Genomic DNA, 12,588 nt, shown 5'->3' with positions numbered 1-12,588 from the left:
AGGAACAACACAACAACATGAAGAAATCTGTTTTATCCGGTTTGGTATTGCTTTTGGCAGTTACCGGTGCCTTTGCACAAACCGATCGTTGGCAACAACGAGTAAAGTATGACATGGATATCAATATGGATGTCAATACCCATCGCTTTACAGGGACGCAAAAATTAGAGTATACCAACAATTCGCCCGATACCTTAAAAAGAGTGTTTTATCATTTATTCTGGAACGCGTTTCAGCCTGGTTCTATGATGGACGTTCGCAGCCAAGAATTAGGTAAAGTTGTGGTAGGGAAAGACAGGAACGGGAATCCTCGTTACGATTGGGATGCACGTGTGACCGATCGTATTTCTAAATTATCACCAACCGAAATTGGTTACCAAAAGGTGTTATCCTTAAAAATGAATGGCAAGGCACAACAATTCAAAACAGATGAAACGGTATTGATTGTTGATTTAGATAAACCCATTCTGCCACATTCAAAAGTTGTATTCGATATGACTTTCGAAGCGCAAGTACCTGTACAAATTCGCCGTAGTGGTCGTAATAACCGCGAAGGGGTAGATTACAGCATGGCACAATGGTATCCTAAAATCGCGGAATACGATTTCGAAGGTTGGCATACTGATCCTTACGTTGCGCGCGAATTCTTCGGCGTATGGGGCGATTTCAATGTCAACATTTCAATCGATAAAAAATTTGTAATAGCAGGTACAGGTTATTTGCAAAATCCAAACGAAATCGGTTACGGTTACGAAGAGGATGGTGCAAAAGTAAACCGCCCCAAAGGCGAAAAGCTCACCTGGCGCTTCCAAGCTCCTAATGTGCACGACTTCGTGTGGGCTGCTGATCCAGACTATAAACATATCAAGAAGAAAATCGACAACTTCACTGCTCACTTCTTCTACATCGAAAACGAAACAACAAAAACGACTTGGCCTAACTTGCCCGACATGATGGCGAAAGCTTATGCTTACGCGAAAGAGCATTACGGTCCATATCCATACAAGCAATATTCCTTTATTCAAGGTGGTGATGGTGGTATGGAGTACCCAATGGCAACATTGATTATGGGTAATGGTAACATGGACGGATTATACGGGGTAGCTGTACACGAGTGGATGCACTCTTGGTACCAAGGCATGTTGGGTACAAACGAAAGCTTGTATCCATGGATGGATGAAGGTTTCACTACATTTGGTGAAGACAACATCATCAACAATACGACCGATGCAGGTAAAGGTCGTTGGGCACATGCCGGCAGCTACGCAGGTTATTTCAACCTTGTAAAAAGTGGTTTCGAAGAACCTATGAGCACGCATGGTGATCACTTCAACACCAATATGGGCTACAGCGTAACAGCGTACTCAAAAGGCGCTGTATTCTTAGAACAATTGGGTTATGTTATTGGCGCTGAAAACCGTGATAAAGGCTTGTTGAATTACTATTGGCAATGGCGCTTTAAACACCCCAATGTGAACGATTTCATTCGCGTAATGGAAAAGCAAAGTAATATCCAACTCGATTGGTACAAGCAATATTTCGTAAACAGTACGAAGCATATTGATTACGGTATTGATACAGTAGTAGAGAAAGATGGCAAAACCGTTGTAACACTGCGCAGAGTAGGTTTATTCCCTATGCCAATCGATTTAGTGGTTAAAACAGGCGATAAAGAGGTTATGCACTATATCCCAATGGGCTTAATGTTCGGTGAAAAGCCGAATGAAAATCCTGCACAACAACGTATCGTGCATGATAATTGGAAATGGACATCACCAACTTACACCGTTACCATCGATGCTCCATTGAGCAGCATCACCAGTATCGTTATCGATCCAAGCAAACGCATGGCCGATATCGATCGTACGAACAATACTTACCCGGCGAAGTAATTCGTTGATATATCAATATATTGAATCCTCTCTATGCAAATAGGGAGGATTTTTTTATACATAAAAAAAGCGATCCCGGTAGGTATCGCTTTTTGTGTATATAGACGTCAGTATTATTGTAATAATTGTTCCAATTGATCCGTCCAACTTTTCTTCGGCATTTCCCGTTGCTGCAAGGTTTGCAGGTGATGTTCAGTATGGTACATCGTGAAGTACAATACTTCGCGCATGGAAATTTTGCCTAGTAGAGGATGTGGTAGTTGGTATTTATCGAGTTCTTCTTCCGACCATTTGCCAAGTTGTAATAGAAGCTTATCTTTTTGCTGAAAGTAATTTTTCAAGAGCGTATCGCGTTGATGTTCGCTAATGATGCTTGGAAGATAAGCGCGGGTAGTGGTACCACCTGCGGCGAGTACTTGTTGGTATTCTGCAACCAGCTCATCATATGGCATATTGGGGCGTTTGGGTGTTCCCCAGAAACGGAGTAACATTTTAGGCATGTTTAAGGCCGCATTCACGGGTTTAACGCTTTTGATGAGGTGGTCGAGTTGTTGCCCGGCCGACCATTTCCCTTCAGGAGAAACAACGAAGCGATGATTCGATAAACCTTTTACAAAGGTGGCGAAATCGTTGAAACGGGTGTTAAGTTGTTCATGTATGGTATGTTTGTTCATTGTGTTGTTGTGTTGATAGTAACCAATAAAGATGCAGGAATGAAGCAAGGTTTAGTGTTTCAATAGGCAGATCACTAAATTAAACCTTTTTTCCTAGGCATGTATCAACAACAAAGGGTTTGACGATTCTATGGCAGATACCTTATTCCAGTATGGCACATTCGTAGCCTTGTTGTTGAACGAAGGCGATGATATTTTCTTCCGAAGTTTTGAGGTCGACGATGCGTAACACTTTATCACAATCTTCCAAATCCACATTACAAGCACTTACTTCAAAGTGATTACGAATCGCCGAGATGACCGAAGACTTCTCGTGTTGGGTATTGATATTCGTTTTAAAAATGCCAATCATAGCATGGTGATTTAAGGAATAAGCAATCATGGTTTCAAGTAGTTAGGATTGATAAGGAGGCTTTTCTTCTTTAGTTTCCGTGTGTGTATGGGTAGATGTATCTGTGTTGGATGGATTATTTTTCAATTCATCTTCAAAATGACGCCATTGCTCGCCCCATGGCCCGCGGTGTGACCAACATTTGCCCAATTTTTCGCGCATCTTTTCTCTTTCTTCGGGCGACATGTTTTTCATTTTTTCGGCCATTTTATCGCGCCATAATTTTTTATCTTTCCAACTGCCTTTTGGTCCTCCCCCGAACATACCGCCAAAGAGAAGTTTACAGAGAATGAATAAGCCGAGTGCTTGCCAGAAAGTTATTAATGGTAAGTTGAAAAGGGTTGGCATTAACCAGTTCCACAAGTATTTGATGGCGCTACCCATCACGGCGACAAAAGCGACGCCACAAACGAGAATTTTAAAAAATTTAGCAGCAGTGAACCTACCCATTTTATTATAAATTTTGAATGCTTTTAATTAGATGATAATTCTTTGTACAATTCGAATAAACGTTCCCTCAGATACAATACAGCGTACCTTTTCCGTGAAAGGAGCGTATTGACCGACACACCTGTTGCTTCAGATAATTCTTTAAAGGAACGGCCTTCTACTTCGTGTTGTAAAAAGACGAAACGTTGTTCTTCCGGTAGTTCGTCTACCGCTTCCATAATTGCTTCGGAGATAATTTTACGGAATAGGGGAGCATCGGCTTGCGCGCTTACGTCGGCCAAGATATCTGATAAGTACAAAGTATCTTCACCTTCGCCATTGACCATTTGCCCTGCGCTAAAGTTGGTTTCCTTCTTTTTGCGGAACCAATCGGTTATTTTATTCCTTGTTACGGCGAAAAGCCATCCCGTAATTGATTCAACCTGGGTACCCACGCGTAGGTACTGGGTGAATTGGAACAACACATCTTGCAAAATATCTTCGGCATCGGCTACATTGTCCACCCTTTTACGAATGAACTGCAGCAAACGTTTCCGTTCTTTTTGCACGGTTTGTTGTATACGGTGATCCTGTTCCGTTGCCATATTGGGTTTTATGAGAAGCAACTCTTTCATCTTAATTAAAGTAGACGATCAAGTTTCTTCGATATTGTAAGGGCTACAAAAAAAATTATAAAAACCTCGATTTTGTTTTTCATTATAAAAATACGGGGTATGTAAATTTAGTAAGAACCAAGGGATTTCGGGTAATCTTGGGTAAAATATGGCGGAAGTGTGATGTCTATGGTGGAAATGCGACAATTGTGGCGGTATATCTAAGTCGAGCCAGGTGCCAAATTACAATTGTATGTTGTAGGCGGGATAATTTGAAGCCTTGAAAAATGGGTTATAACCTGTTTTGCAAGGCTTTACTTATAGAATTGTAGTGTACAATATTTATTGAATTATTGTGCAATATAAATATTTAGTTGGTTGATTAACAAGTATTTAACTGTATGTTTAAGCTGCTTTTGGGATATTTGTAGTGATTAATTCTACTACTATGGAAAACTATTCTAAAACAAACATAACAGATCCATATTATTTGGCCATTCAAGAACCTAGACAAGAGATATTAGAGGAGATATTTTTTTCTTTCCGTGTTCAAGAAACTGAAGAGTATAGAAAGAAGATTGATCGGAAACAATTGGCTAGGATGGCTTGGTTAGCGGAACGAGAAAGACAACAAAAAGATAGATGTGCAAATGTATTTGAGCAAATAAAATCTGATGGAACGTTTGACAAATTATTGGCTATGAGTGCCTCACAGAAATTGATCATGGGAAATATTCAAAATCTTTAGTTCATTTATACACCTCTTTATGGGTTACCCTTTTACCCCTCATTGTGATCTTCAAGAAAAGCCATATTATTTCTTTGTAACCGATAAAGGTTTGAGTTATGTAGTGGAATTTTATAGATCGATGAATCACTTTGATGATGATGTTTTATACAATGAAGGGAAGACGTTTGAAGTAAATTTTCGAAGATTGGATAGTGAGTATAATTCGAAAAGTCATTATGATCCATTCATAGCTATTACCCTTAGAAATATCATTCTTTTCCATATTCAACAGCATGATGAGTTGAATATTTATACTTTTTTATGCGACTCGGTTGATCTGCTTGACAAAGTAAGATCAAAATATTTCCGCAGAATGGCTAAATCTAAAGGCCTTGATTGGAAGTTTATTTCATTTGAAATTTTACCACCTAATCCCAATGGTTCGGCGAGTTATCTTGGTGTAGTTATTCACCAAGAGCATCCCAATTTTTTTTATTTCTTAATGGCGTTCCACTATCATGCAACATTAATGGTTGCTCATGAAAAAACAGCATAAACTAACAACTATATTGTACAAACAAAAAACGGCTGATCCTTATGGACCAGCCGTTTTCAATATCTGCAAAATGTACATTAACAAGGCACGCACACCACGTATTTCTCTTTAAAATATTCTTCTGGGAAAAGCTCGTAAATCTCAGTCAGCATAGGCCTTGTGCCACTTTCAGAGATTTCTTGGCCAAGATCACCACCTTTCAAACAAATGAGGCCATGTTTCATATTTACCCAATGCTCTGGTGACGATTTCTTCAAAACAGGTTTGCTCCAAAACCACAAGTCTTTCAACGGTGCTACAGCTCGCGAAACAACATGGTCGAACTTCCTGTTTTTGATGTCTTCTATACGCGTATGCTGTGTAGTAACGTTTTCGAGGCCAAGGGCTTCTACAACGGCTTCTACTACTTTCAGTTTTTTATTGATAGAATCCACCAAGTGAAATTGCACATTGGGATAGAAAATCGCCAAAGGAATGCCCGGGAACCCACCACCTGTACCCAAATCGAGTACCTGGTTGCCATCCGGGAAATCTGCAATCGCCGGGATGCTTAAAGAATGAAGCACGTGTTGCTCGTATAAACTATCAATGTTTTTACGGGAAATGACGTTAATCTTTTCATTCCATTCTTTATAAACAGCCTCCAGCGCCTCAAATTGTTGCTGCTGCTTCGGCGTGAAATCGCTAAAATATTTGTTGATGATCTCCATAATTACTTCCACTTGTTCTTCGATTTGAAGAATAATGCGGGCGTAAAAATAACATAATAAAGCAACATGAAGATATCTAAGCACCAACTATACCAAAAGAGGTCCTGCTCATGAAGCTTTTTCATACCACCATACATAATACCACCTTGGATAATTGTTTTAGCTGCAAAAATGCCTAAAACCCAATACAGCAAAGGATCATTGAACAAGCCAAACACCGCTGCCAGCAACAACGGGTAGAACAAAAAGTGCGTCAAAGAGAATAATCCTAACATCACTTTATGACCAAACCGGTAATGCTTACCCGTGCTCATATGACGCGTTTTCTGCCTAAACCACGACGACCAGCTCATTTTCGGCTCTGAATAAGCAAATGCATGCTTATCCAGCACCACGGCTGTATTCTTAGCATTAGCCACCTTATTCACAAATAAATCATCGTCGCCGCTAGCAATATGTTGGTGAGAAGTAAACCCTTTGTTATCGAAGAATAGCTGGGTTTTATACGCCAAATTCCTGCCCACGCCCATATATGGCGCCCCGCTCATGGCGAAGCTCAAATATTGCATGGCGCTAAAAAATGTTTCATAGCGTACTACTTTATTAAGAAAACCTTTCTTTTTGTAATAAGGACCGTACCCCAATACAATATCTTTCCCTTCCGTAAAGCCTTGGCTCATATACGACACCCAATAAGTGCTACCAGGCTTACAATCGGCATCTGTTAACAACACAACGCCATGCTGGGCACCTTTAATACCAATTGATAAAGGGTATTTCTTGCCCGGGATGAACTTGGCCGACTGTTTGATTTCTATATGCCTGAAATGAGGGAAAGTAGGTTCCAAGCTTCGGAGGTAGTATTTAGAGTCATCTTCCGAGTTATCATCTACTACAATCACCTCGTACCCTACACCCTTATCATTGGCGTAACGCTGTTGTAATACTTGTGGCAGGTTTTTCGGGAGAGCCACTTCTTCATTCTTGGCACAAATTACCACTGAAATCGGTAACTGTGCAGGTTCTTGATCGCTAAAAGTACGCTTGTAAAAAGCTAAGCGGGAAAAAATCACCAGGTAATACAATGCCTGGATCCCCGCTACTACTGCAAACGCATAAAAGATTATGATTCCTAGATCCAACATAGCCCGCAAAAATATATGTTTTTATTTACCTATATATTTGTTTCTGAAAATTATTATTCGGCGTTCTTTAAAACCCGCACCTGCGGCCTAAAGAAATAATATTAACAAGTGTATAATTCGTTCCCAACTGTTTTATTGACAAATTGGAATACTTTTGCAGGCTGAAATTATGAAGTTCGAATTATTACATACCGATGCCGGTTCCAAAGCAAGGGCCGGGAAGTTGACAACCGCGCATGGCGAGATCGAAACCCCGATCTTTATGCCTGTAGGCACTGTGGGGAGCGTTAAAGCCGTTACCCAAGAACAATTGCGTACTGACATAAATGCTCAAATCATCCTCGGCAATACGTACCATTTGTACCTACGTCCAGGTCTCGATATTATTAAACAAGCCGGTGGCTTGCATAAATTCAATGGCTGGGAACGCCCATTACTCACCGATTCCGGTGGGTACCAAGTGTTCTCCCTCGCCAATAACCGCAAAATCAAAGAAGAAGGCTGCGTGTTCCAATCGCATATCGACGGTTCCCGCCACCTCTTTACGCCCGAAAACGTAATGGATACCCAGCGAATCATCGGTGCCGATATAATTATGGCGTTCGACGAATGTCCGCCATACCCTTCGGATTACCGCTACGCGAAGAAATCCATGGAGCTAACACACCGCTGGCTCGATCGCTGTATCAAGCGCTTCGCGGAAACAGAGCCCGTTTATGGCTACGAACAAAACCTTTTCCCTATCGTACAAGGAAGTACGTATAAAGACCTACGCAAGATTTCTGCGGAAGTAATCGCTTCCAAAGAATGTGCAGGTAATGCCATTGGTGGGCTCAGCGTGGGCGAGCCAGAGGCCGATATGTACGAAATGTGCGAATTGGTATGCGATGTTTTACCAACCGATAAACCAAGATACTTAATGGGCGTGGGTACACCATGGAATATCTTACAAAATATTTCCCTAGGTGTCGACATGTTCGATTGCGTAATGCCTACTAGAAACGGTAGAAACGGGATGTTGTTTACTTGGAATGGTGTAATTAACATCAAAAACAAGAAATGGGCCGACGATTTCACACCAATCGACGAGAACAGTGCCTGCGTGGCAACAAGTAAATACACGAAAGCCTACTTAAGGCATTTATTTGTGGCAGGTGAAATCTTGGGTATGCAATTAGCGAGTATACATAACTTGGCCTTCTATTTGGATTTGGTAAAAGAAGCCCGGAAGCAGATTCTAGCCGGTACTTTTGCTACTTGGAAGGAAGGAATGGTAAAACAATTGCAAGTAAGATTATAAAACTTGCATCGCTAAAAACTTTAATTACTAAATTGGGCAAAATTTCGCGGCAAACGCGATCCATATTAAAAGGCATCATCACGACGTACAGGTTACATGAAAAAAATTGACTGGTATATATTACGTAAGTTCATCGGCACTTTCGTTTTCTGTTTAATGGTTCTGCTGGTGATATCGGTAGTGATCGACATTACCGAGAAGGTAGACGATTTCATGAAACACAACCTGTCGTTCACACAAATTGTGATGGAATATTACATTGGTTTTATTCCGCACATCGCGGCCTTGTTATTCCCATTATTCATCTTTATTTCTTGTATCCTCTTTACTTCTAAAATGGCATACCGCACAGAAATCGTTGCGATTTTGGCTGCAGGGGTAAGTTTTAGAAGATTTTTACGTCCGTACTGGGTAGGTGCTATTGGGTTTGCCTTTATATTATGGTTAGCCAACCAATACGTGGTACCGGCTGCCAACCGTATCCGTACAACGTTCGAGAATAAATATGTACACCGCCCGGATGATAACTTGGGCCAGGTTTCCGATAAAACTTACCGTATAGATACCAATACTTATGTAACCTTAGGTTACTACAACGTAGCATCGAACTATGGTTCGGGCTTTGTATTGCAACGTATCAAAGGAGAAGAAGTATTTTTCAAAATGAAAGCACAAAGTATCCGCTACGATACGGCGACGAAGAAATGGGCCTTAACAGGCGTTAGTTCGCGCAAGATTGTAGGCTTAAAGGAAACTTTGGATGAAAGGCCCGACTCGCTGTTAAAATTGCCATTTGAGCCATCAGAATTAGCAACCGACGATAAGAACATACAAGAAGCCCTTACAACACCAGAATTGCGCCGATATATCGAGCGCGAGGAAATTAGGGGTAGTGAAGGCTTAAGCGTGTTTAAAGTTGAGTATTATAGAAGAACATCGGCCGCATTCTCTGTTATTATATTAACATTGATTGGTGGAATTATGGCTAGTAAAAAAGTAAGAGGGGGGAGTGGATTACACTTAGCTTTAGGTATTGTTATCAGCGCCAGCTATATTCTCTTTTTACAATTTTCCACGGTATTTGCCACGAAAGCTTCGCTGGACCCGCTTCTTGCCGTTTGGATACCGAATTTTGTATTCGGTGGTTTAGCCTTCTATCTGTATCAAAAAGCGCCGAAATAGGTAAGAATTATAACAATTTTGTAACGAATAGCGGCTAATTTTAGTTTATACGCTTTCGGAATTTTCTTACTTTTGTTCATTGATCGAATTTGTTTACATTACCAAATTTAGCGGCAAATGAGCTATATAAAAGATAAGTTTAAGGTTAAAGCAGATGAATTAAGCGCGGAAGTAAAGGAGTTAATCAAAAATCATGGCAATACGAAGATTGAAGATGTAACGCTTGCGCAAGTATACCAAGGTATGCGCGGTATTACCGGATTAGTGACAGAAACGTCTCTGCTAGATGCGAATGAGGGTATTCGCTTTCGTGGGTATTCAATCCCAGAATTAAGAGAAAAACTTCCAAAGGCACCAGGTGGTAAAGAACCATTGCCAGAAGGTTTATTCTATTTGATGTTGATCGGTGAATTACCTACAGAAGCCGACGTTCAAACGATCTCCAGCGTTTTAGGCAGAAGATCTCACGTGCCAAACCACGTTTTTGATGCAATCGATGCATTACCACTTACTACCCACCCGATGACGATGTTCACCATCGCTATCATGGCTCTCCAAACAGAATCATTATTCGCAAAAGCTTACGCAGAAGGTATCAACAAAAAAGACTACTGGAGCTATGTTTTCGAAGATTCATTAAACCTCATCGCTCGCTTACCACGCGTAGCTGCTTATATCTACCGTCGTAAATACAAAGGCGGCCAACACATTCAACCTAACGGCGAATTGGATTGGGCTAGCAACTTCGCTCACATGTTGGGTTATACCGATGATGCTTTCAACGAATTGATGCGTTTATACATGGTGATCCATGCTGATCACGAAGGTGGTAACGTAAGTGCTCACACTACGCACCTCGTAGGTTCTGCATTAAGTGATCCATATTTGTCTTTCGCAGCTGGTATGACCGGCCTCGCGGGTCCATTACACGGCTTGGCTAACCAAGAAGTAATCAAATGGATTTTAGACATGCGTGAAGAATTGGGCGGCGGAATGCCAACCAAAGATCAAATCGAAGCTTATGTTCGTAAAACATTGGCTGATGGTAAAGTGGTACCTGGTTACGGTCACGCTGTATTGCGTAAAACCGATCCTCGCTTCACTGCGCAAATGGAATTCGCAAAAACACACTTACCAAACGACGAACTCGTTCGCATCGTATGGATGGTGTACGACACCGTACCTGGTATCTTAACGGAATTAGGTAAAGCTAAAAACCCATGGCCAAACGTAGATGCTCACTCTGGTGCATTACTCGTTCACTATGGTTTAGTTGAATATGAATTCTATACAGTATTATTCGGTGTGTCTCGCGCATTAGGCGTATTGGCATCATTATGTTGGGATAGAGCTTTAGGTTTATCTATCGAAAGACCTAAATCTGTAACAACCGAATGGATGAAACTTTTCGTAGAAGGAAAAGCAGAAGTAATCGAAGGATAATACAAGTATCCAAATACTTTCAAGAGGCTACCCATTATAAGGTAGCCTCTTCTGTTTAATACCCCCTCCCAATCCCTTTAAGCTACCTCCCCAATACTTCTCCCATTATCCCTCCATTATATACCTATACCTTCCTACTAACAAAAAGTAACTTCTAAATAACCTCCAAGTACTTCCCAAGTAATTTCCAATGTCGGTTCCTAAAACGACTTTACATATAGTTAGCCTAAATTTGAGATAATTATGAAAAAGAAACATGGTCGTAGCGCCTTCCTTTACGAGGAGTCCTTCAAAATTATGATCGCCCGTGAGTACCTCACAGGTTCACTGAGTATGTCCGAACTAGCTAGGAAGCATGGTTTAAAAAGTGCATCTGTTGTGCAAACGATGGTAGAATGGTTTAGAAAGAATGAAGCTTCTACATCATCTAGTGTTCAGGCTTCTACCGCTAATAGTGAAGTGGAAGAGCAATTGAAGGATGCCCAACTTCGTATTACAGCCTTAGAAATGTTGATCAAAAATGCAGAAAAGGAGCTGGGCGTTGATATCGTAAAAAAGCTTGGCATCAAACAGCCACCCAAATGAAAGCGATAATGCGGGAAGTCCCCTTGTCAAAAATCTGTGGTTTGTTTGGTAAAACAAGGCAAGCATGGTATGATATTAAACAACGTGATAGCAGTAGTAGTTGGCAAAAAGCAGTCGTATTAGACTTGGTGCAAGCCGTCAAGAAAATGGTTCCAAAAAGTGGTACTATTAAGCTTTACAAGGAGCTAAAGCCCACCTTTGTGTCTCAAAACATAAAACTAGGAAGGGATGGTCTACACGCATTATTGGCCGATCACGGGTTATTGGTAAAACGTCACAAAAAGAGGGTATATACGACGCAGTCTAGTCATCATTACCGTAAATGGCCTAGCTTAATCCAAGGAATGGTACCTAGTCGACCAGAACAGTTATGGGTAAGTGATATTACTTACTTGTCTACTAAAAATGGTTTTATACACTTGTCATTAATAACAGACGCTTATTCAAGGAAAATTGTGGGTTACGAGTTAAGCCCCAATTTAAAAGCTGACGGCTGTATTGCAGCCTTAAAAAGGGCCTTAAAGGCAAGGGCTTTACCTGCCGAATCCCTCATTCATCATTCTGATCGCGGTGTGCAATATTGCTGTAACGATTACGTAAGCGTGCTGCAAAAAAACGGTGTTAAAATCAGCATGACCCAGACGGGGAGCCCATATGAAAATGCATTAGCCGAACGTGTAAATGGTATTTTGAAACAGGAATTTGAACTAAACCAACAATTTCCTTCTTTCCAAGCAGCCGTAAAGCAGGTAAATAGCGCCATTTACCGCTACAACCAGTATAGACGGCACTTTGGATGCGATTTACAAACACCAGCTACGAAGCATAATGCTGGTATTCAAGCTGTTTGTCAAGTAAAATCAGTAATTTGACAAACCCTGTCAAGTTCATTTAGTAATATCGCTAGCTAAGTGTCAAGTTATTTTAGTACAAGACA

General features: G+C 40.9%; 14 protein-coding genes. 8 read left to right on the top strand and 6 right to left on the bottom strand.

The features are described 5' to 3' along the window. Positions 1-17: 17 nt before the first annotated feature. Positions 18-1,892: a M1 family metallopeptidase gene (locus LX64_RS23550; RefSeq protein ID WP_111600161.1), complete on the top strand. Its 1,875-nt coding sequence runs from the start codon at positions 18-20 to the stop codon at positions 1,890-1,892. Between the two features lie 113 nt (positions 1,893-2,005). Here the strand turns inward: LX64_RS23550 and LX64_RS23545 are convergent, their stop codons facing one another. The 4 genes from LX64_RS23545 to LX64_RS23530 all read right to left on the bottom strand — a co-directional run bounded on the left by LX64_RS23545 (position 2,006) and on the right by LX64_RS23530 (position 3,991). Beyond that, positions 2,006-2,566, bottom strand: a complete 561-nt coding sequence (locus LX64_RS23545) for a DinB family protein (protein WP_111600160.1) — start codon at positions 2,564-2,566, stop codon at positions 2,006-2,008. 142 nt (positions 2,567-2,708) lie between these two features. Further along, positions 2,709-2,918, bottom strand: coding sequence for a hypothetical protein (locus LX64_RS23540; RefSeq protein WP_111600159.1), 210 nt, complete (start codon positions 2,916-2,918; stop codon positions 2,709-2,711). A 42-nt stretch (positions 2,919-2,960) separates the two neighbouring features. Beyond that, entirely contained in the window at positions 2,961-3,407 is a 447-nt protein-coding gene (locus LX64_RS23535) for a hypothetical protein (protein ID WP_148707437.1), read from the bottom strand. 23 nt (positions 3,408-3,430) lie between these two features. After that, on the bottom strand, positions 3,431-3,991 hold the full coding sequence (locus tag LX64_RS23530; protein ID WP_111600157.1) for an RNA polymerase sigma factor: 561 nt from the start codon (positions 3,989-3,991) through the stop codon (positions 3,431-3,433). 457 nt (positions 3,992-4,448) lie between these two features. Between LX64_RS23530 and LX64_RS23525 the strand changes: the two genes are divergently transcribed. After that, positions 4,449-4,748 carry a hypothetical protein gene (locus tag LX64_RS23525; RefSeq protein WP_111600156.1) on the top strand — a complete coding sequence of 100 codons (300 nt, stop codon included), beginning with the start codon at positions 4,449-4,451 and terminating at the stop codon, positions 4,746-4,748. A 19-nt stretch (positions 4,749-4,767) separates the two neighbouring features. Beyond that, on the top strand, positions 4,768-5,286 hold the full coding sequence (locus LX64_RS23520) for a hypothetical protein (RefSeq protein WP_111600155.1): 519 nt from the start codon (positions 4,768-4,770) through the stop codon (positions 5,284-5,286). A 77-nt stretch (positions 5,287-5,363) separates the two neighbouring features. Here LX64_RS23520 and rsmG read toward each other — a convergent pair whose 3' ends face one another. Further along, positions 5,364-6,008 carry a 16S rRNA (guanine(527)-N(7))-methyltransferase RsmG gene (rsmG, locus tag LX64_RS23515; protein WP_111600154.1) on the bottom strand — a complete coding sequence of 215 codons (645 nt, stop codon included), beginning with the start codon at positions 6,006-6,008 and terminating at the stop codon, positions 5,364-5,366. Beyond that, positions 5,999-7,141 carry a glycosyltransferase gene (locus LX64_RS23510; RefSeq protein WP_111600153.1) on the bottom strand — a complete coding sequence of 381 codons (1,143 nt, stop codon included), beginning with the start codon at positions 7,139-7,141 and terminating at the stop codon, positions 5,999-6,001. The genes rsmG and LX64_RS23510 overlap by 10 nt, the downstream gene beginning before the upstream one ends. Before the next feature lie 169 nt (positions 7,142-7,310). On the opposite strand from LX64_RS23510, the gene tgt reads away from it, so the two are divergent. From tgt to LX64_RS23485, 5 genes are all read left to right on the top strand, one after another. Beyond that, positions 7,311-8,441, top strand: a complete 1,131-nt coding sequence (gene tgt / locus LX64_RS23505) for a tRNA guanosine(34) transglycosylase Tgt (RefSeq protein ID WP_111600152.1) — start codon at positions 7,311-7,313, stop codon at positions 8,439-8,441. Between the two features lie 96 nt (positions 8,442-8,537). Further along, entirely contained in the window at positions 8,538-9,623 is a 1,086-nt protein-coding gene (locus LX64_RS23500) for an LptF/LptG family permease (RefSeq protein ID WP_111600151.1), read from the top strand. A 117-nt stretch (positions 9,624-9,740) separates the two neighbouring features. After that, positions 9,741-11,066, top strand: a complete 1,326-nt coding sequence (locus tag LX64_RS23495) for a citrate (Si)-synthase, eukaryotic (RefSeq protein ID WP_111600150.1) — start codon at positions 9,741-9,743, stop codon at positions 11,064-11,066. 243 nt (positions 11,067-11,309) lie between these two features. Then, complete coding sequence (locus tag LX64_RS23490; RefSeq protein ID WP_111598167.1) at positions 11,310-11,651, top strand: transposase; 342 nt, start codon at positions 11,310-11,312, stop codon at positions 11,649-11,651. After that, positions 11,648-12,523: an IS3 family transposase gene (locus tag LX64_RS23485; RefSeq protein ID WP_111598168.1), complete on the top strand. Its 876-nt coding sequence runs from the start codon at positions 11,648-11,650 to the stop codon at positions 12,521-12,523. The genes LX64_RS23490 and LX64_RS23485 overlap by 4 nt, the downstream gene beginning before the upstream one ends. Positions 12,524-12,588: the final 65 nt, after the last annotated feature.

It is taken from the genome of Chitinophaga skermanii, from assembly GCF_003259335.1.
Classification (GTDB): Bacteria; Bacteroidota; Bacteroidia; order Chitinophagales; family Chitinophagaceae; genus Chitinophaga; species Chitinophaga skermanii.
This window is presented reverse-complemented; position numbering and strand designations above follow the sequence as displayed.